Source organism: Micromonospora sp. BQ32 (genome assembly GCF_059358895.1).
This window is the reverse complement of the sequence record NZ_JCADBI010000014.1, coordinates 95,795-114,410: the sequence shown is the minus strand read 5'-3', so window position 1 is coordinate 114,410 and position 18,616 is coordinate 95,795. Positions and strand designations below refer to the sequence as shown.

The window sequence follows — 18,616 nt, the reverse complement described above, 5'->3', positions numbered from 1 at the left end:
CCCGCAGCACGACGGACCCCGGCGTACGGCGGGGCGGCACACCCGAGGGAGTACCGATGGCACTCAACGATGACGACATGCAGACCACCGGCGGCGGCGGCGCAGAGGGCCCGGCCGACGGCGGCGCGACCCCCGGTCAGCAGGACGGTGGCGCCGATGGCGGCGCGGAAGGTCCCGCCGACGGTGGTGCCACTCCGGGTCAGCAGGACGGTGGCGCTGACGGCGGCGCGGAAGGTCCCGCCGACGGTGGTGCCACTCCGGGTCAGCACGACGGTGGCGCTGACGGCAGCGCGGAAGGTCCCGCCGACGGTGGTGCCACCGCGGGCCAGCAGGACGGTGGCGCTGACGGCAGCGCTCGGTAGCGGCACGCCATGACGTACCTCGACCCGCCGGGCGGTCACCACCGCCCGGCGGTTCCGTCCGCGGAGGCCACCGCGGCGCTGGCCCGTTGTGTCTCGGTCGAGCCGGCCAAGTTCGCCGCCGCGCACTGGGGGCACACCCCGCTGCTGTCCCGCGCCGCCGAACTGCCCGACCCGGCCGGCTTCACCGACCTGCTCAGCCCCGCCGACGCCGACGAGCTGCTGAGTCGGCGCGGTCTGCGTACCCCGTTCCTGCGCGTCGCCAAGGACGGCCAGTTGGTCGCGGCGGCCCGCTGGACCGGCGGCGGTGGCGCGGGCGCCGAGATCGGCGACCAGGTGCTCGACGAGCGGGTCCTGGAGCAGTACGCGTCCGGGGCCACCCTGGTGTTGCAGGGTCTGCACCGGATCTGGCCACCGCTCATCGACTTCGCCCGCGACCTGGGCCTCGCGCTCAACCAGCCGTTGCAGATCAACGCCTACCTGACCCCGGCCGGCAGTCAGGGCTTCGCCACCCACTACGACACCCACGACGTGTTCGTGCTCCAGGTCGACGGCCGCAAGCACTGGCGGATCCACCCGCCGGTGCTGCCCGACCCGCTGGAGAAGCAGCCGTGGGGTGGCCGCGCCGACGAGGTCGGCGCCACCGCCCAGGGCTCAGCCGCGCTGGACGTGGTGCTCGCCCCCGGTGACGCCCTCTACCTGCCCCGGGGCTGGCTGCACAGCGCGCAGGCGCAGGACGCCAGCTCGCTGCACCTGACCGTGGGCATCCGCGCGCTCACCCGCTATGCCCTGGTGGAGGAGTTGTTGGCGCTGGCCGCCGAGGACCAGCGGCTGCGAGCCAGCCTGCCGTTCGGCACCGACGTGGCCGACCCGGACGCCATCGAGCCGGAGCTGACCGAGACCGTGGAGGCGTTGCGGGACTGGCTGCTGCGCGCCGACCCGGGCGCGGTCGCCGCACGGCTGCGGCAGCGGGCCTGGTCGGCGGCCCGCCCGGCGCCGATCCGACCGCTCGCCCAGGCCGACGCGTTGGCCACCCTGGACGCCGACTCCCGGGTCACCCTGCGGCCCGGCCTGCGCTGGCAGTTGGTGCCGCACGACCCGGACACGGTGGCGGTGCGGCTCTTCGACCGCACCATCACCCTGCCGGCGAGCTGCGAGCCGGCCGCCCGTGCCCTGCTCACCGGCGGGGTCACCCGGGTCGGTGACCTGCCCGGCCTGCCCGACGACGCCGATCGGGTCACCCTGACCCGCCGGCTGCTGCGCGAGGCGGTGCTCGTCCCGGCCTGAGGCCGGTGGCTGATCGACCGGTCGCCGCCGGACCGGCCCGTCGGCGATGATCGACTCGGTTTCCGGACGTCGCGGTGTCCGAACGGCGGGGATAGCGCGGTTTCCAGGAAGCCGAGTCGATCACGCCGCCAGCGCACGCTCCCGTTCCGGCGCGTCGCGGCCATCGCCGCGGCAGGCCAGACCGGCGAGGGCCGCGCCCGCCCCGGCCGCGCCCGCCCCGGCCGCGCCCGCCCCGGCCGCGCCCGCCCCGGCCGCGCCCGCCCCGGCCGCGCCCGGCGGGAGGGCCCGGCGCGGGATCAGCGGCCGAGCGCCAGCAGCAGCCCGGTGGCGACCACCCCCGCGCCGAGGACCACGGTGATCGGTCGGGGGCCGAGCACCGCGTGCCGGCGATCGGCCAGCACTCGCGCCGGCACCAGGCCGACCAGGGGCCCGAGCAGCGTCACCACCAGCGCCAGCACCGGCAGTCCGACCGCCAGGTCGCCGCCGTACCCGACGCCGAGCGCGCGGGCGCCGGCGCCCAGCGCGTACGCCAGCACACTGCCGGCCACCCCGCAGAGCGCCAGCAGCGGGTTGACCGAGCCCGGCAGCTCGCCCGGCTGCCCGGCCCGGTCGAGCAGGTCACGGGCCTTGGCGAGCAGCGGCACCGGGTCGGTGGCCCCGATGCCGTTCGCCGGGGCGGGTGGGCCACCGAGGCGGCGGGCACCGAGGCGGGAGCGGACCTGCTGCCACAGGTGCGCCACCTCGGCGTCGACCCGTTCCTGCTGCTCACGGGCGGCGACGAGCTCCTCCTCGGCGCTCTGCAGCTGCTCGGCCGCGTCGGCGACGGCCCGCTCGGCGGCGGCGCACTGCCGCTCGTGCCAGGTGCGCGCCTCGGCGCGCTGCTCACGCACCCGCGCGGTCAGCTCGGCCAGCCGCCGCAGCTGCGCCACGTACGACTCGCTGGTCACCGGTTCGTTCATCGTGTCGGTCCATACGGGATGATCACCTGTCCGGTGCGGTGCACCGCCCGGTCGAAGAAGAGCCCCCGCCAGGGGCGGGGATACCAGTCCGGGCCGCCGGTGCCCGGGTAGAGCGAGGAGCCCAGCTCGCCACCGTGCGCGTCCAGTGCCACCCAGGCGCCGATCTGGTCCGTGCGGGCGGCCGGCCCACCAAGGTCGGCGCGCATCCGGGCGACGCCCCGCCACCAGGCCAGCACGTGCGTGCGTCGTTCCGGCCCGTCGTGCATGATCCGGCGCAGCTGCTCCAGGCCGGTACGCCGGCCCGCCCGGGCGGCCAACGCGCCCGCTGCCGCGTCGACCGCGAACAGCAGCAGGTAGTGCGGGCTCCCCGGGCCGCTCAGCCCGTCGGCGGTCTCGGCCATCAGCTCGCCGACGGTCTCCTCGTCGTACCAGGCGGCGTCGTCGGCCAGGTCGTCGTAGAGGGCGCGGGCGATCGGGTCGGCGTCCGCGTCGAGGCAGGCGATGGAGAACCGGGCGGTGCCCGGCGGGTGTTGACGGGCCAGCGACCGGGCCGCCGCGTCCAGCACCGCGCACGCCTCGTCGACGCGGGTGCCGAGCACCGCGAGGTTGCGGCCCGGGGCGCGCGGCAGCCGCAGCGCCGCCGAGCGGGACTGCACGTCGATGATCTCGCCGAGCAGCGCGACCGGGTTGCGGGGCGCGGTCCCGTCCGGGGCAGCGGTGAGCGCCCGGAAGTCCGGGGCTTCCGCCAGCCGGGGGATCGCGTCGCCGTCGAAGAGCCGGGCGGGCGCCGCGTCGGGTGCCCGCATCCGCCACAGCCGGTGCTGCAACCCGCTCCAGGTCTCCCAGTCGCTGGCCGACGGGATGCGGGCCACCTCGTTGCCCTCCACCATGCCCGACTCGGCGTTGACCACCGCGTGCCAGCGCGGCAGCGACTGCGCCGCGTCGTTGCGCTCGGCGAGGATGCGCAGCGCCTTGGGCAACGCGATGCGCAGGGTGAACTGGGCGACCAGCGCGGGGCGGCCCCAGAGCGCCTCGATGCCGCGCACGTCCTGCGAGGCCAGGACCAGGTGGATGCCCTGGGACCGGCCGCGCCGGGCCAGGTCCTCCAGCAGGTCGGCCGCCTCCCGGGCGACCACGTCCCGGCCGGCCAGCAACATCTGGAATTCGTCCACCACCGCGACGATCCGTGGCCAGTGCCCGGTCGGGTCGACCGCCCGCAGCTCGGCCAGCTTGGTCACCTCGTGCTTCTTGGCCGCGTCGGCGCGTCGGCGCAGCTCCTCGGCGAGGAAGCGCAGCAGCGCCAGCCCGAACTCCCGGTCGGTGTTGACGTTGATGCCGACCAGGCGCATGTGCGGCAGCCAGCTCGGGTCACGCCGGCCCTGGGCGAACCGCGCGAAGGAGACCCCCTCCTTGAAATCCAGCAGGTAGAACTCCAGCTCGGCGGGGGGGTAGCGGGCGGCGAGGGCGCCGATCCACGCGAAGATCAAGTTGGTCTTGCCGGTGCCGGACGGCCCGCCGATCAACGCGTGCGGCGGATAGTCACCCAGCGTCAATCGCACCGGCCGGCCGTGCGGGCCCTCGCCGATCGGCGCGGTCAGGCCGTCGGCGGAGTCCTCCCGCCACATCAGTTCGGGCGGGGGCAGCAGGTCGGCGAAGGGGGTCGGCGGCGGGCCCGCGTTCACCCGGGCGGCGACGTCCCGGCAGGTCTCGGTGACCAGCGTCGCCGGTGGTGGTGGGTCCAGCCGGACCGGCAGCCCGGCGGACCCGCCGATCCGCGCGCCGGACACCCCGGCCACCACCCGGGTCACCGTCGGGTCCTCCGGCAACGGCACACCGTGCACCACCAGGTGTACGCCGCAGGCCGCGCCGGCCCGCACCACCCGGTCCAGTTGCCCGCGCTCGTGCCGGTTCAGCTCCTCACCACCGAGCAGCACCGCCACCCGCCACGGCTCGGGTCGTCGGCCGGTCGCCGCGGCCAGTTCTCGTAGCGACGCGTACTCGCCGGCGAGGACCGTCTCGTTGATCCGGCGGATCTGCTCCACCAGGTCATCCAGCAGCGGACCCAGCCCGCCCGGGCCGACGAAGGTGAGCAGCCCCGCCGTGCCCAACGGGGAGAATCCGGCCAGGCCCCCACCGAGCTGATCCGGGTCGTACCCGATCAGTCGCACCGCCCCCGGGTCGGCGCGGCCGACGGCCCGCAGCAGCAACGCGGAGACCACCGCGTCGCAGCCGGCGCGGTCATCCCCGGAGAGATGGACATGCCCGGCGTCGAGCAGCGGCACCAGCGCGGGCACCGGGTCGACGTCGTCGATCCGGACCGTGCCGACCCGCAGCGCGCCGGGCGGTTCGGCCCGGCGGGCGGGTGTCGGCGCCCACCCTGCCCAGTCGGCCCCCGCGCAGCCGGGCGCCTCCTGGCGGGCCGCGTCGGCGGCCCGCCGGGCCAGCTCCGCGATCCGGGCCGAGTAGCGGGCGTCGATCTCGGCGAGGCGGTGGTCCCGTTGGGCGCCCACCCGCTCCGGTACGGCGGCCGCCGCCCGCTGGACACGGGCCAGTCGCTCCCGCCCGGCGGTCAGGTCGGCCTGGGCGGCGGACAGCCGGGTACGGGTGGCGCCCAACGCCTCGGCGAGGGTGTCCCGGATCCGGCTGGCCAGCTGACCGCGCCGGTCAGCCATCGGAGCTCCGACGCGTCGGCGCGTCCCGCCAGGGGCTGCCCGAGCGCGGGGGCAGCCCACCGGGGCGCGACGTCGGCGCATCCGAGCGCGGCGGCAGACCACCGGAGCGCTGCGCGCCGGCGGCGCCCGACCGCTGCACCGCACCGCCGGCGCGGGGAACCGCGCCCGCGGGCCGCCCGGTCCCGCCCGGTTGCCCCGCGCCCGCCGGTTGCCCCGCGCCGCCCGGTTGCCCGGCGCCCGCCGGTTCTCTCGCGCCGCCGGCCGGCAGGTCCCGGCCGAGGCGGGCGAGCAGCAGCCCGGCCGCCACCCCGGCGGTGACCGCGGAGTCGGCGGCGTGCGGTGGCTCCCCGGAGCCGCGCGGCGGCGGCATCCGGCAGACCCGGGTCAACAGGGTCTCCAGCACCGGCGGCGGCAGCCCGGGCAGCAGGTCACGGACGCGTCCGTCCAACTCGCCGCGCAGCCGCCCGAGGTCGGTGGCGCGAGGCGGGTGCCCGAGCAGCTCACCGGCCAGCTCGCGCAGCAGCGGCGGCGCCAGCGCGGCCATGCCCAGCCCCACGTCGGCCGGGGCCCGGCGCAGCTCCCTGCGGAGCCGGTCCCGGTCGCCGGAGCGGACACCACCCACCACTCGGCGCAGCAACTCCTGGGAGTCACCCACCCGCTCGTCGGGCTCGTCGTCGGTGCCCTCGCGCCCGCCGGTCAGCTCGGCCACCCGCACCGACCACCAGCGGCGCATCCGCACCTGCTCGGCGGGCTCCGGCGCGACCGCGGTGGGCCCGGACGCCGGTGGCGTGTCGTGTCGGGGAGCGCGTTGCTCAGGGCGGGGCGCCGGGGCGCCGTCCGCGCCGAGCCCGATCGCCGTCAGATAGGCCGACAGCTGCTCCTGTGCCACCCGCAGCGCGTAGCCGGCGCTCTCGGCATGCTCGGTGGCGGCCGACAGCTCGGGCACCCCCATCGGGTTGGCCGACTCCTGCCGTACCCAGCGCAGCCGCTCCGCCGCGAGGCCGAACTTCTCCAGCGCCTGCCCGAGCAGGGCCAGCGGGAACTCCTCGGTGGCGGCACGGACCTGCCCGCCGACATCCTCGATGATGGACATGGTGGCCTACAGGGTGGAGACGTAGAGCTGCGCCTGCTCCACCGCGACAAGTGTCGCGGCGAGACACTCCTCCAGCTCCTGGCTGGCCTGGGTCAGCGACGCCTGGGCCGCCTCGACCGTCTCGTGCCCGCTGCCCTCCAGCGCCCCGGCCAGGGTCTGCTGTGCCTCGGACAACTTCTCGCCGGCCGCCTGCACGGCTGTCTGCCCGTCTCCGATCTGTTGGAGGGCGACATCGATGGCAGCCTTCAGCTCGGCGACGCTCGCCACGGCGGAACCTCCTGGGGGCGGGGAGATCTCCATTAGAGCCTATCGGCGGTCTCGAAAGAACATCCGCCCTGTCGGTGTTCCTGCCCGCCTGTCCGGAAGGCCCCCGGAAGTGCCGGGAGTCCGATCTGTGGGAGTCCCAGTGCGAGAACTTCTCAGTTGCTGGTCGGATTCTCGCGGAGCCAGCGCGGGCCGTACACCTCGGCGCCCAGCGCCGTCACGCGCCCGCGCAACTCCCGGTCGGCGGTGACCACCAGCCGGCGACGACGCGGCGCGCCCTCCACCAACTCGACCACCGTGTCATCGCCGGAGCCCGCGGCGGAGACCACCCGGACGCCCTCGGTGCCCGGCACGTCCCGCGCGGCCCCCTCGACCACCAGGACCACCTCCACCGGCGCGGTCAGCCGGGCCGGCAAGCCGATGGTCGCCACCGGGGCGAGCGAGTCGCGCAACCGGGCCGCGGCCCCGGCACGGTCACGCCACCACCCGTTCGGGCGGGAGCCCACCACGTTGGCGCCATCCACGATCAGCAGCGGGGTCTCATCCATCCCGTCAGCCTGCCACCACCGGCCGGCCCTGGCTCGACGCCACTCCCGGGATGCCGGTGCTCCGCCACCCGCGGCGTTTGTCGGGGCTCGCGCCGGGTAGCCCCTGCCGACCGTGCCGAGCCCTACTGCGGAGGACAGACATGATGGGACCCGGTGACATCGGCTCCGACCCGTGGGACGAATTCCTGGCCAGGTACTTCGGCCGGGGTGAGGGAGGGCGCCGACCGCCGCACCGGGTCGACATCACCCGACTGATGACGGCCGACGCCCGGGAGATGCTGGCCGACGCGGCCCGGCGGGCCGCGCAACGGCAGAGCAGCGACCTGGACACCGACCACCTGCTCTGGGCGGCGCTGCAACGCGAACCGCTGCGCGACCTGGTACGCCGGGCCGGCGCCGACCCGGACACCCTGCTCAACGCGCTCGGCGGAAAGGGCGACGGGGCGCCGCGCGGAGAGGTGCCGCCCAACCTGTCGTTGACCCCCGCCGCCAAGCGGGCGCTGCTCGACGCCCATCAGCTGTCCCGGGCGATGGGCGCCAACTACATCGGCCCCGAGCACATCCTGATGGCGCTGCCGCTCAACCCGGAGTCCCCGGCCGGGCGGATGCTGGCCGCCGGCCGGATCCAACCCGAGTCGTTGCAGGCCGCCAACGCCGAGCGAGGGCCGATGAACGGGCCGAAGCCGGACCGCGGCACCCCCACGCTGGACCAGTACGGGCAGGACCTCACCGACCTGGCCCGCAACGACCAGATCGACCCGGTGATCGGTCGGGCCGACGAGATCGAGCAGGCCGTCGAGATCCTGTCCCGGCGTACCAAGAACAACCCGGTGCTGATCGGCGAGGCCGGCGTCGGCAAGACCGCCATCGTCGAAGGGCTGGCCGAACGGATCTGCGACGGGGACGTACCGCAGACCCTGCTCGGCAAGCGGGTCGTTCAGCTCGACCTGGCCGGCCTCGTCGCCGGCACCCGGTACCGGGGCGACTTCGAGGAACGGCTGAAGAAGGTGATCGACGAGATCCGGGCACACCGGGACGAGCTGATCATCTTCATGGACGAGATCCACACCCTGGTCGGGGCCGGTGGCGCCGGCAGCGAGGGCGGGATGGACGCGTCCAACATGCTCAAACCCGCCCTCGCCCGGGGCGAGCTGCGGGTGATCGGCGCGACGACGCTCGACGAGTACCGCAAGAGCATCGAGAAGGACGCCGCCCTGGCCCGGCGCTTCCAGCCGGTGCTGGTGCCCGAGCCCAGCGTCGACGACACCATCGCCATCCTGCGCGGGCTGCGCGACCGGTACGAGGCCCACCACCAGGTGCGCTTCACCGACGAGGCGTTGGTCGCCGCCGCCGAGCTGTCCGACCGGTACGTCACCGACCGGTTCCTGCCGGACAAGGCGATCGACCTCATCGACCAGGCCGGCGCCCGGGTGCGGCTGCGGACCCGTACCCCCGCCTCCGACGTGCGGGAGCTGGAGCAGGAACTCGACGAGGTACGCCGGGACAAGGAACAGGCCGTCACCGACGAGCAGTACGAGCGGGCCTCCGCGCTGCGCGACCGGATCGCCGAGTTGGAGGAGGACATCCGTCGCGCCAACGGCGAGGACGGCTCGTCCGGCTCCCAGGTGCCCGAGGTGGGTCCGCAGGAGATCGCCGAGGTGGTCTCCCGGGCCACCGGCATCCCGGTCAGCCAGCTCACCGAGGAGGAACGCGACCGGCTGCTGCGCCTGGAGGGTCACCTGCACCAGAAGGTGGTCGGTCAGGACGACGCGGTCACCGCGGTCGCCGAGGCCGTCCGTCGCTCCCGGGCCGGGCTGGCCGACCCGGAGCGACCGATGGGCAGCTTCCTGTTCCTCGGCCCGACCGGTGTCGGCAAGACCGAGTTGGCGCGGGCCCTGGCCGAGGCGTTGTTCGGCGAGGCGGACCGGATGGTCCGGGTGGACATGAGCGAGTTCCAGGAGCGGCACACGGTCAGCCGGCTGGTCGGCGCGCCGCCCGGATACGTCGGCTACGAGGAGGCCGGTCAGCTCACCGAGGCGGTGCGTCGCCGCCCGTACGCGGTGGTGCTGCTCGACGAGATCGAGAAGGCCCACCCGGACGTGTTCAACATCCTGCTGCAGGTGCTCGACGACGGGCGGCTCACCGACAGCCAGGGTCGCACGGTGAACTTCAAGAACACCGTACTGATCATGACGAGCAACCTCGGCTCCGAGCTGATCACCGGCGCCCAACGCTCGGTCGGGTTCGGCACCGGGGACGTGGGCAGCGAGCAGGAGAGCAACGAGCTGCGGGAGCGGCTCATGCGCCGCCTCCAGGAGAACTTCCGCCCGGAGTTCCTCAACCGCATCGACGAGGTGATCATCTTCCGTCGGCTGGAGGCCGAGCAGTTGCGCGACATCACCGCGCTGCTGCTGGAGGAGACCCGCCGCCGGATGCACGCCCAGGACCTCCAGGTGGAGTTCACCACCGCCGGCATCGACTGGCTCGCCGAGCACGGCTACCAGCCGGAGTTCGGCGCCCGTCCGCTGCGCCGGGTGATCCAGCGGGAGGTGGACAACCACCTGTCCCGGATGCTGCTGGAATCGGCGATCTCGCCGGGGCAGAAGGTCACGGTGGACGTCCGCGACGGCGCGCTCACCTTCGACGTGACCGCGGGCGAGCGGGGGTACACCGCCGCCACGACCACACACCCGCGATGAGCGGGTCGGCGCGAAGGGACGAACACGAGGACCCGCACCAGGCCGCGGAGTCCGCGAAACCCCGGGACGAGGACGACCATCCCGACCCGATCCTGGCGCCGCCCACCGCGAACCCCCGCCGGACGCGGGTGCCCGCGGAGGGCCTGCACCCGAAGACCGACCAGGACGACCCGGAGACGTCCGGGCCGCCGCCCGGAGAGGAGACCTGATGGTACGCGAAGCGCGGCTCGACCCCGAGGTGGAAGTGCTCTGGGAGGACTTCCACGCCGAGGTCAACGTCCCGTCGGAGCAGCTGCGGACCTGGCTGCTGACCCGGGGTTCGGGGGAGGAGTCGTTCAGCCCGAACCCGAACCTCGACCTGCCCCAGCCGGGCCGGGAGATCCTCAAGGTGCTGACCAAGCGCAAGGTGGACCTCACCCCGGAGGACATCGAGGTGATGCGGGAGGCGGTCGAGCGGATCCGCGAGCTGATGGACGCCAAACCGTCGCGCGGCAACGCCGACGACAGTTGGCGGCACTCCCTGCTCGACCTGGGTCACGACCCGCTCGTCGAACGCTGAGCGAGGTTCACCCGCGACGGTGCCGTCCCGACCCGGGACGGCACCGTCGCGGCGCGCTACTGACCCTTGTCGGGCTCCAGGCTGCCGATGGTCAGTCCGGCCGCGTCGGCGGCGGCGTCCCGGTCGCCACGGGTCTGGTCCTCCCGGGTGAGCAGGTTCGCGTACTCGGTCACGTCGGCCGGGTCGGGCACCGTCGGCAGGCGGCGCAGGAACGCCTCCACCGCACGGGTGGCGGCGGTGTGCGCGGCAGCCGCCTGGCGCAGCAGTTCGCGGTCGTCGGCGGGCGGGTAGAGGTCGGTCATGTCCGCCAGATACCCGGCCCACGGCGGTTCGCACCGCCAGCGGCCGGGAATACCGGCCGCTCAGCCCGGTCGGGCCCCGCTCGGCTGCCGGACGCCGAACCCCGGGTTGCGGGGCAGCCAGGCCAGGTACGCCGGATGCGGCGCCAACGAGTCGACGTACGCCGCCTTGGCCGTCTCCAGCACCAGCGCGGCGCCCTGGGCGGCGGGGGAGTCCGGATGCCAGCCGAGCAGCAGCCGCCAGCGCAGCGGCGTCCCGGCGAGTTGACGGGTGACCAGACCGCTCACCGGGCGGAACGTCGCCTGGCACAGGGCCACCGCCACGCCGGCTTCCACCAGGTCGACGCAGCCGCGGATGTCGGTCTCGTACACCTTCCGGGGGGTGAAGCCGGCGCGGGCGCAGGCGGCGGCGAAGCAGTCGGCGAAGCAGCCGTCGCCCGGCGCGGCGACCCACTGCTCGTGGCGCAGGTCCGCCAGGCGTACCTCGTCCTGCGCCGCGAGGGGATGGGTCTCCGGCAGCAGCACCAGCACCGGGTCGACGGCCACCTCCTGCCAGCTCAACCCGGACCCGGCCGACGGGCTGGCGTCGCCGCACACCCCGGCCAGCGCGAAGTCCAGTCGACCGCCGGCCACCAACTGCGCCAACTCGTCCACCGACCAGGACGCGTACGTGGTGATCTGGGCGGGCGGCTGCTCGGCCGCCAACCGGTGCACCAGCCGACCCAGGATCGGGCTGTTCACCCCACCGAACCGGTAGCACGCCGGCGCGTCGCCCGCCCCGGCCAGCCGGGCGGCCTCGTCCTGCAGCCCCTTCATCGCCGGCAGCAGCACCCGGGCGCGGGCCAGCACCAGCTCACCGAGCGCGGTGGGTCGAGCCCCGCGCCGGTCCCGGTCGAACAGCGGGCCGCCCAGCGTCCGTTCGATGCGTTGGAGCTGGGCGGTGAGCGCCGGCTGGGCCAGGCCGAGCGCCGACGCCGCCTTCGTCACACTTCCCGTCTCCGCGATCGCGCAGACCACCCGCAGGTGACGCAGCTCCAGGTTCATAGGGTGACGGTAGGACTACGCGTCTGCTGGCGGAATAGCCCAAGCGGATCGGTGATAATGAATGCATGCCGGCTGTCGCCGGTCGCCGGTCACCGGTCGCGCGGTGGCTCCGGCAGGTCCGCCAGGTACGTCGGCCGCCGCGTCACCGCGTCGAGGACCTTGTCCACCACCCCGACCGCCGGCTCCACGATCCGGTTCCACGGAGGAGTGGCCGGCGTGCCCGGGTGCGGTCGGGTCGGCGCGGCCTCCTCGGCGATCTCCAGCCGGTTGCCGAGCCGGATCAACTCCTCCTCGGTGGCGATCGTGCGCAGCTCGGTGACCAGCCCGCCCACCCCGTCGACATGCCGGCGGACCCGCTCGGCGACGTCGCTCAACGCCTCGTCCGTCAGCCCCTTCAGGGCGCCCAGCAGGGCCGCGTCGGCGTTGATCTCCGCGTCCACCCGCTCGGCGGCCGTCGGCAGCGCCGCGCGTACCGCCGGCAGCAGGTACTGCTCCTCGGCGGAGAGGTGCCGCGACAGGGCGGCGGTGAGCACCGCCAGCCCCTCCTGCGGTGTGGTGTCCGGGCCGGAGAGCTGGTCCAGCAGCGCCAGCAGTTGCCGGTGCTCCCGGTCCACGATGTCGGCGATGCTGCGACCGGCGGGTCGATAGCCCTCCTCGGGTGCGGGCGCGGGCGGCAGCGGCGGCAGGGGAACAGCGGACATGGTGCCCTCCTCGACTGGCGGGCGGAAGCCCCGGCAGGGACGTACGGTCGTGGGCGGCGGTACCCGAACGCGACCACGGCGAAACCGGCCCGCACCGGCGCGGCCGGTTCGGTCTCGCCGAACGGCACTGGCGCGCTCAGTCGGCGCCTGGAGTTGCCTCCCGTCAGGTGCCGCAGCCACAGATCCGCACCGCCTTGGCGAGGTCGGTGGCGGTGACCTCCCGGACTCCTCGGCCCGACAGGTTGTGCAGGGTGACGGCGGCCGCGCGACGGAGATCGGGCGACGCCGTCGTGGTGTCGATGGTGGAACGCAGCTCCGCGACGACCGCGCGCCGCACCGCCTCGCTCGCGGTGGCGGTGTCCGTGAGGGCCCGCTCGTGGGTATTCCCCTGGAGCAGTTCGGTGAGTAGAGCGGCCCGCGCCGTCGACTGCTGGCGCCTGGTCGTGAGGGCCGACAGGGTGTTCTGCGCGGCGGCGACGGCCTGCCGAGCCTGATCGGCGTACCTGCGGGCGATGGCGGGGATGTCGATGGTCGCCGTGAGGTCGCGGACCGCCGTGCTCATGGCCGCCTGCACGTCGCTGGACCGGCCCGAGATCTTCCGAACGAGCGGCGGCACCTGGGCTCGCAGCCGGTCCTGCAACTGGGTGTCGAAGGCTTCGGCGACGGCGTCGATCAGTGGCTTGGCCGCCGGGTGGTGGTCCTGGGCCCAATCGCCCAGTCGCTTCCACGCTGCCAGTTCGGTCGCGATCTTCGGCATCTGCACGAGGACCTCCTTGCCCCCGTCAGTGGCGACGCTGGTCGGCGCGACCGGCGGCGCCGCCTCCGCCCAACGTCGCGCCGTCTGCGCGTTTTCGCCGGTCAGATCGCCGGGAGTCGGCAGCGCCGGGGCGTCACCGGAGACGGTGATGACCGACTGCTCCGGCAGGCCGCCCCGGCGGGCGACGCGATCCTCCTCGGTCGCGACGACCGGATCGTCGCGGGACCGGTCGCCGTCGGCCGCCCGGATCCGCTCCAGCTCGGTGGTCACCTGGACTGAGACGGCGCCGCCGAGCACCTGCTGGTAGTCCGTCGGCAGCTGCTCGCGCAGCGCGCGGACCACCTGTTCGAGGACCTGGGCGGCCAGCCGTTCCTCGACCGCGGCCGCGGCGTGCCGGTAGTCGTCCGTCGTCCACTCGGCGGCCAGCTGTACCCGTCCGCGGAGGGTGGCCACCGTGCCCGTGAGCAGAGTGAACACCGACAGCGCGGTGACCGTGGCGACCGCCGGCCCGCTGTAGCGCCCGTAGCCGCGGACGATCCCGTTGAGCCATGCCCCCGCTGCGCGGGGAGTGCCGGCCGCCGTCAGCAGGGAGGTCAGCAACCACGCCCCGAGCAGCACGAGGGCCAGGCCCCACTCGGGCAGTTTCAGCCTGCCGACCGTGTCGGCGGCGTCATCCAGGAAGCTCTGCGTGGCCAGGATCGTGTCCTGCGTCGCCGTCGGGGCGATGAGCGATCCGAGCACCGCCGCGGCCACGAGGTACAACGCGAGAACCGCGCCCAGCGGGAACAGGTACAGACGGGCGGTGCCGGCCAGGTTGTCGCGCAGCGTGGCCGCGAAGCCGCGCCGCACCGCCGGATCGAACCGGTCGACGTCGTGCACCCGGGCGTGCGCGGCGCTGACCGCCAGCGCCGCGCAGATCACGGCCAGCGCGAACGCGTACAGCCACGCCTCGGCGATCAGGCCGGCCAGCACGCAGAGCGCGGCGACGGCGTAGCGCCACCGCCAGTCGGGCACTCTGATCCGGACCAGTTGCTCGGCCGGCCAGTCGCGGCCCGGAAACTTCTTCTCGAGAGCCGCCCGGGTCAGCCGAAGGGATCTCCGGCGGGCCGCGCCACGTGGGGGAATGTCGCACCGGACGACGAGGGTGGCGCCGCCGACGTCGGTGACCGGGACGCGGTGGCCTCGGACGCCCGCCCGATCCTGGTCACGGGTGAGAACGGTGTGGGTCCGGAGGTGGCGCGGCTCGGACTCTGTCACATCGTATCCCTGAGTGGAGCTGCGGAGAGGCAGGCGCATCCGGTCATCGCCAGAGCCTCGACTGTACGGTTCGTCCGTCGACGAGCCGAGATCCCGCACGCCAGCTCTTGCGACGTGTTTCCGACTGAGGTCCGTGGCGGTCGCGCTGGGCGGGGCGGATGACACCCGTCGATGCCCTCGTCGCCGGACGCGGGGAGCGCCGGTCCGTCCGCACACCGCGCCAGGCCGTCCGCGTCGGTGCGCCGGCCCGTCGACCGGCTCGGGCTGGTATGAAGAGGCGATGACGAGCGATGCCGCCTCCGCCCGACCCGACCCCACCGCAGAGGTCGTGGACCTCTGCCGCGACCTGCTGCGCATCGACACCACCAACACGGGTGACAACGACACCAGCGTCGGCGAGCGCCGCGCGGCCGAGTACGCGGCGGAGAAGCTCGCCGAGGTGGGCGTGGAGTCCGTCCTGCACGAGTCCGCGCCGGGCCGCGCGAACGTGGTGGCCCGCATCCCGGGCACCGACCCGAGCCGGGGCGCGCTGCTGGTGCACGGGCACCTGGACGTGGTGCCCGCCGACGCCGACGAGTGGTCGGTGGGCCCGTTCTCCGGCGAGCTGCGTGACGGCTACCTCTGGGGCCGGGGCGCGATCGACATGAAGGACTTCGACGCCATGGTGCTCGCCGTGGTGCGGCACTGGCAGCGCACCGGCGTACGACCACCGCGCGACATCGTGCTCGCGTACACCGCCGACGAGGAGGCGGGCAGCGACTACGGCGCGCGTTTCCTGGTGGAGAACCACCGCGGCCTCTTCGACGGCTGCACCGAGGCGATCGGGGAGGTCGGCGGCTTCTCCTACTCGGTCAACGACAGCCAGCGGCTCTACCTCATCGAGACCGCCGAGAAGGGCATCGACTGGCTGCGGCTGCACGCCAAGGGTCGCCCCGGGCACGGCTCGATGATGCACGACGACAACGCCGTCACCGCGCTGGCCGAGGCGGTCGCCCGGATCGGCCGGCACCGTTTCCCGGTGGTGGTCACCGACACCGTGCGGGCCTTCCTGACCGAGGTCTCCGATCTGCTCGGCATCGAGTTGGACCCGGACGACCCGGAGACGGCCATCGCCAAGCTCGGTCCCATCGCCAACATCATCGGCGCGACCATCCGCAACACCGCCAACCCGACCCGGTTGAGCGCCGGCTACAAGGACAACGTCATCCCCGGCCGGGCCACCGCCACCATCGACTGCCGCAGCCTGCCCGGGCAGTCCGAGCTGCTGGAGCGGCAGCTGCGCGAGCTGGTCGGCCCGGACATCGCGATCGAGTACGTCCAGCGGCAGCCGGCATTGGAGACCACCTTCGACGGTGACCTGGTCGAGGCCATGTCGGCGGCCCTGCGCGCGGAGGACCCGGGGGCGCGGCCCGTCCCGTACATGCTCTCCGGGGGCACCGACGCCAAGGCGTTCTCGCAACTCGGCATCCGCTGCTTCGGGTTCGCCCCGCTCCGGCTGCCCGCCGACCTGAACTTCTCGGCGTTGTTCCACGGCATCGACGAGCGCGTTCCGGTGGACGGACTACAGTTCGGCGTGCGGGTTCTCGACCGGTTCCTCCGCACCTGCTAGTCGTGTCCGGCCGTGGCCGGCGCGCCACCTCCCCATCGTGAAGGGACTGCCCCACATGACCGACCAGCATGGTGAGCTGGACGCCGCTCTCGAGCGGGTGATCGAAGCGGCCCGCCACCACCTGGCCGCCGTACGCGCCGCGCAGGGCCGCGTCGACGACGACGACGTCTGGCAGGCGTACGTGGCGTTGAACAACGCCTCCTTCGCGTACGACGAGCGGCTGCTCGACGCCTTCGGCGAGGTGACGCCGTGGGATGTCGACTCGATCGACCCGGACGAGGCCGACGAGCGTTTCGGCGGCGGCGAGGGAGCCGAGGCCAGCGACCCGCACCCCCGCGTGATCTCGGTGCGTCAGCGTCGTGACTACCGGGTGCCGAGCGTCGCCGCGCTGCTGCGGGTGGCCGAGGCGGCCCGCCGCGAGGGCACCCCGGAGGACGACGAGCCGGCGCCGGTGGAAGGGGTCGGCGAGGCGGTGCTGGAGCTGCTGCAGAGCGGCGACGGCTCGCTCGGCGCGTTGGACGTCCCCGAGCTGGAACCGCTCGACGGGGTGGTCATGGTCAGCGAGGTGGGCACGCCGGTCGACCTGGAGTCGTTCGACGACGACGACGCGGTCGGCCCGTTCCAGCCGGCGGCCGACGACCGGCTGGTCGGTCGACTCGACGAGCACCCGTTCCTGGAGCTCGACGACGACCACGACCACGCCGGGCACCAGCACTAGGCCGGGTGCCGCCCGAGGCCGACTCCGGCCCCGGGCGGCACCGCCCGGTCGTCAGTACGACAGGCCCGGCTGCGGCTGGTTGACCCGCCGGCGACGCAGCACCACCTGCCGCGTGCCGTCCCGGTACAGCCGCACCCGGGCCAACTCCCATCCGGAGAACTCCGCCTGGATCGCCAACTGCGCCGCGGCGGTCAACCGGTCGACGTTCGGCGGCAGCCGCAGTGGCGCGTACTCGTAGTCCATGCCACCCATGCTGCCCAGCCCAGCGGCCGTTCGCCACCCCCTCGGGGGTGACCAACGACGCTGCCCTGGGCGGTTCGTGCCGCCCCGTGCCCCCCTTGCCCCCGGTGTCCCCCTGTGTCCCCGTCGCGCCGATCTTGCAGTTTCTGTCGCCGGGATGAGTGGAACGCTCCCTCTGTCGCCACAGCAACTGCAAGATCGCGGGAGGGTGGGCGTCGTCCCGGCTGGGCAGGACGTCAGTCGGCGGCGGGGACGTTCGCCGACAGCAGGGCGGCGAGGGCCGGCGCGGCCAGGGCGACCGCTCGGGCGCTGCCGGGGTCGACCGTCAGCCCCCAGGACGGGTCCGGCCAGTCCTCGAACAGTTCCGCGCAGGGCAGCGCGATGAACGGCACACCGTCCCCGGTGAACGCGGCGAGCGCCCCGGGTGAGGTGAAGACCGGCAGCAGCGGCGCGCCGGTCGGGTCGCCGACGACCGTCCACGGGAAGTCGGCATCGGGCGCCGGTTCCCCGGAGAGGGGGACGCACACCGTGGCGCCGGCCAGCGCTCCGAGGTAGCCGGCCAGGTCCCGCCGGTCGACCGCCGCGGCGAGCACCGCCGCCACCGCCGGCTCCGCAGCCCTCGCCGGTGTCGCCTCGGCCGGTGGCGGCTCGACGCGGGTCGCCTCGACCGGGGCAGAATCGTTCGGCGCCGTCCGGGCGGCGACCGATCGCGCTGTCGGGCCGGGGCCCGTGACCGATCGCGCCGTCGGGCCGGGGCCCGCAACCGATCGCGCCGTCGGGGCGGGGCCCGCAGCCGGCGGGACCGGCCGGCAGGAGAGCACGCCGGGTTCGTCGGTCAACACCTCGGCGGCGGTACGGGTCACGAACACACTGAGCCGCTCCACCTGCTCCGGAGTGCGCGCCGCCTCGTACCACCAGCCCTCGGCGCCGGTCGGGCGGTGCCAGCCGAGCGCGGCCAGGCGTGCCTCGTCGTGACCGGGGCAGACCACCCGCACCACCTGGCGGCGCACCAGCAGCCGGATCCCGCGCGGACCGGCGGAGAGCTCCAGGTCGGTGTCCCGGTCGCAGCGGGCGACGGTGTCCCGCAACCGAGCGGCGATCTCCGGCCAGGTCGGCGACGGCGACGTCACGCCGGTGCGCCCGGCAAGCGGTCGTCCAGCCGCCCGAGCCGAGCCACGGTCTCTTCCAGCCGACCCAGCGCCGAGAAGTCCCCCGGCGTGCCGAACAGGTCGCCGAGCCCCGCGCCGAGCGCGACGTCCAACCCCTCGGTGTGCTCGTCGACGTGCCCGGCGGCGACCTCACGGGCCCGCCGGTACGCGTCGAGCACCAGCTCGGCCACCCCCCCGGTGCCGGCGCGCAGGGCGGCGGGCGCGAGGGTGAGGCCGGTCAGCGCACCGGTGGCGTCGACGGTCGCCGAGACCAGCCCGCTCTCGTCGGCCGCGGTGCCGGACAGCTCGGCCAGGTCGTCGCGGAGGCCCGCGAACCGGCGCTCGATGTCGGCGATCCGCCCGGCGAGCGCGTCGAACGCGGACGTCGGGTCCGTCATGAGAT

19 protein-coding genes are annotated in these 18,616 nt (G+C 74.5%); 7 read left to right on the top strand and 12 right to left on the bottom strand.

Translation table 11 applies throughout. The features are described 5' to 3' along the window. Nucleotides 1-56 precede the first annotated feature (56 nt). Nucleotides 57-362, top strand: coding sequence for a hypothetical protein (locus tag AC5L30_RS24375; RefSeq protein ID WP_494869944.1), 306 nt, complete (start codon nucleotides 57-59; stop codon nucleotides 360-362). Between the two features lie 9 nt (nucleotides 363-371). Beyond that, complete coding sequence (locus tag AC5L30_RS24370) at nucleotides 372-1,646, top strand: cupin domain-containing protein (RefSeq protein WP_494869943.1); 1,275 nt, start codon at nucleotides 372-374, stop codon at nucleotides 1,644-1,646. Nucleotides 1,647-1,942: 296 nt separating this feature from the next. Here AC5L30_RS24370 and AC5L30_RS24365 read toward each other — a convergent pair whose 3' ends face one another. From AC5L30_RS24365 to AC5L30_RS24345, 5 genes are all read right to left on the bottom strand, one after another. Further along, nucleotides 1,943-2,605, bottom strand: coding sequence for a hypothetical protein (locus tag AC5L30_RS24365; RefSeq protein ID WP_494869942.1), 663 nt, complete (start codon nucleotides 2,603-2,605; stop codon nucleotides 1,943-1,945). Further along, nucleotides 2,602-5,277 carry an FtsK/SpoIIIE domain-containing protein gene (locus tag AC5L30_RS24360; RefSeq protein ID WP_494869941.1) on the bottom strand — a complete coding sequence of 892 codons (2,676 nt, stop codon included), beginning with the start codon at nucleotides 5,275-5,277 and terminating at the stop codon, nucleotides 2,602-2,604. The genes AC5L30_RS24365 and AC5L30_RS24360 overlap by 4 nt, the downstream gene beginning before the upstream one ends. Next, nucleotides 5,270-6,370 carry a hypothetical protein gene (locus AC5L30_RS24355; RefSeq protein WP_494869940.1) on the bottom strand — a complete coding sequence of 367 codons (1,101 nt, stop codon included), beginning with the start codon at nucleotides 6,368-6,370 and terminating at the stop codon, nucleotides 5,270-5,272. Before AC5L30_RS24355 ends, AC5L30_RS24360 begins: the two co-directional genes overlap by 8 nt. Nucleotides 6,371-6,376: 6 nt before the next feature. Then, the gene (locus AC5L30_RS24350; RefSeq protein ID WP_030332749.1) at nucleotides 6,377-6,637 is read right to left on the bottom strand and encodes a hypothetical protein; all 261 of its coding nucleotides are present in this window, start codon (nucleotides 6,635-6,637) and stop codon (nucleotides 6,377-6,379) included. Nucleotides 6,638-6,789: 152 nt separating this feature from the next. Continuing rightward, nucleotides 6,790-7,182 carry a PIN domain-containing protein gene (locus AC5L30_RS24345; protein ID WP_091408422.1) on the bottom strand — a complete coding sequence of 131 codons (393 nt, stop codon included), beginning with the start codon at nucleotides 7,180-7,182 and terminating at the stop codon, nucleotides 6,790-6,792. A gap of 140 nt (nucleotides 7,183-7,322) precedes the next feature. Between AC5L30_RS24345 and AC5L30_RS24340 the strand changes: the two genes are divergently transcribed. The 3 genes from AC5L30_RS24340 to AC5L30_RS24330 are packed head-to-tail and all read left to right on the top strand — an operon-like array spanning nucleotide 7,323 to nucleotide 10,440. Continuing rightward, nucleotides 7,323-9,881, top strand: a complete 2,559-nt coding sequence (locus tag AC5L30_RS24340) for an ATP-dependent Clp protease ATP-binding subunit (protein WP_494869939.1) — start codon at nucleotides 7,323-7,325, stop codon at nucleotides 9,879-9,881. Further along, a complete protein-coding gene (locus tag AC5L30_RS24335; RefSeq protein WP_494869938.1) occupies nucleotides 9,878-10,090 on the top strand; it encodes a hypothetical protein in 213 nt (70 codons plus the stop codon). Before AC5L30_RS24340 ends, AC5L30_RS24335 begins: the two co-directional genes overlap by 4 nt. Then, the gene (locus tag AC5L30_RS24330; RefSeq protein WP_112700615.1) at nucleotides 10,090-10,440 is read left to right on the top strand and encodes a DUF3140 domain-containing protein; all 351 of its coding nucleotides are present in this window, start codon (nucleotides 10,090-10,092) and stop codon (nucleotides 10,438-10,440) included. Before AC5L30_RS24335 ends, AC5L30_RS24330 begins: the two co-directional genes overlap by 1 nt. A gap of 56 nt (nucleotides 10,441-10,496) precedes the next feature. Here AC5L30_RS24330 and AC5L30_RS24325 read toward each other — a convergent pair whose 3' ends face one another. The 4 genes from AC5L30_RS24325 to AC5L30_RS24310 form a co-directional block, all read right to left on the bottom strand. Further along, a complete protein-coding gene (locus AC5L30_RS24325; protein ID WP_494869937.1) occupies nucleotides 10,497-10,742 on the bottom strand; it encodes a hypothetical protein in 246 nt (81 codons plus the stop codon). Nucleotides 10,743-10,802: 60 nt separating this feature from the next. Beyond that, nucleotides 10,803-11,783 carry a LysR family transcriptional regulator gene (locus AC5L30_RS24320; protein ID WP_494869936.1) on the bottom strand — a complete coding sequence of 327 codons (981 nt, stop codon included), beginning with the start codon at nucleotides 11,781-11,783 and terminating at the stop codon, nucleotides 10,803-10,805. An 89-nt stretch (nucleotides 11,784-11,872) separates the two neighbouring features. Further along, nucleotides 11,873-12,484, bottom strand: coding sequence for a hemerythrin domain-containing protein (locus tag AC5L30_RS24315; RefSeq protein ID WP_494869935.1), 612 nt, complete (start codon nucleotides 12,482-12,484; stop codon nucleotides 11,873-11,875). Nucleotides 12,485-12,647: 163 nt separating this feature from the next. Next, a complete protein-coding gene (locus AC5L30_RS24310) occupies nucleotides 12,648-14,498 on the bottom strand; it encodes a hypothetical protein (protein WP_494869934.1) in 1,851 nt (616 codons plus the stop codon). Between the two features lie 280 nt (nucleotides 14,499-14,778). On the opposite strand from AC5L30_RS24310, the gene AC5L30_RS24305 reads away from it, so the two are divergent. Both AC5L30_RS24305 and AC5L30_RS24300 read left to right on the top strand, forming a co-directional pair. Beyond that, nucleotides 14,779-16,107 (top strand): M20/M25/M40 family metallo-hydrolase, encoded by a 1,329-nt coding sequence (locus AC5L30_RS24305; RefSeq protein ID WP_494869933.1) that lies wholly within the window; start codon nucleotides 14,779-14,781, stop codon nucleotides 16,105-16,107. Between the two features lie 55 nt (nucleotides 16,108-16,162). After that, the gene (locus AC5L30_RS24300) at nucleotides 16,163-16,825 is read left to right on the top strand and encodes a hypothetical protein (RefSeq protein ID WP_091408864.1); all 663 of its coding nucleotides are present in this window, start codon (nucleotides 16,163-16,165) and stop codon (nucleotides 16,823-16,825) included. Nucleotides 16,826-16,876: 51 nt separating this feature from the next. Here the strand turns inward: AC5L30_RS24300 and AC5L30_RS24295 are convergent, their stop codons facing one another. The 3 genes from AC5L30_RS24295 to AC5L30_RS24285 form a co-directional block, all read right to left on the bottom strand. After that, entirely contained in the window at nucleotides 16,877-17,068 is a 192-nt protein-coding gene (locus AC5L30_RS24295) for a DUF5703 family protein (protein WP_013734349.1), read from the bottom strand. Nucleotides 17,069-17,301: 233 nt separating this feature from the next. After that, on the bottom strand, nucleotides 17,302-18,195 hold the full coding sequence (locus tag AC5L30_RS24290; protein WP_494869932.1) for an SseB family protein: 894 nt from the start codon (nucleotides 18,193-18,195) through the stop codon (nucleotides 17,302-17,304). Further along, nucleotides 18,192-18,611: a YbaB/EbfC family nucleoid-associated protein gene (locus AC5L30_RS24285; RefSeq protein ID WP_494869931.1), complete on the bottom strand. Its 420-nt coding sequence runs from the start codon at nucleotides 18,609-18,611 to the stop codon at nucleotides 18,192-18,194. Before AC5L30_RS24285 ends, AC5L30_RS24290 begins: the two co-directional genes overlap by 4 nt. Nucleotides 18,612-18,616 lie beyond the last annotated feature (5 nt).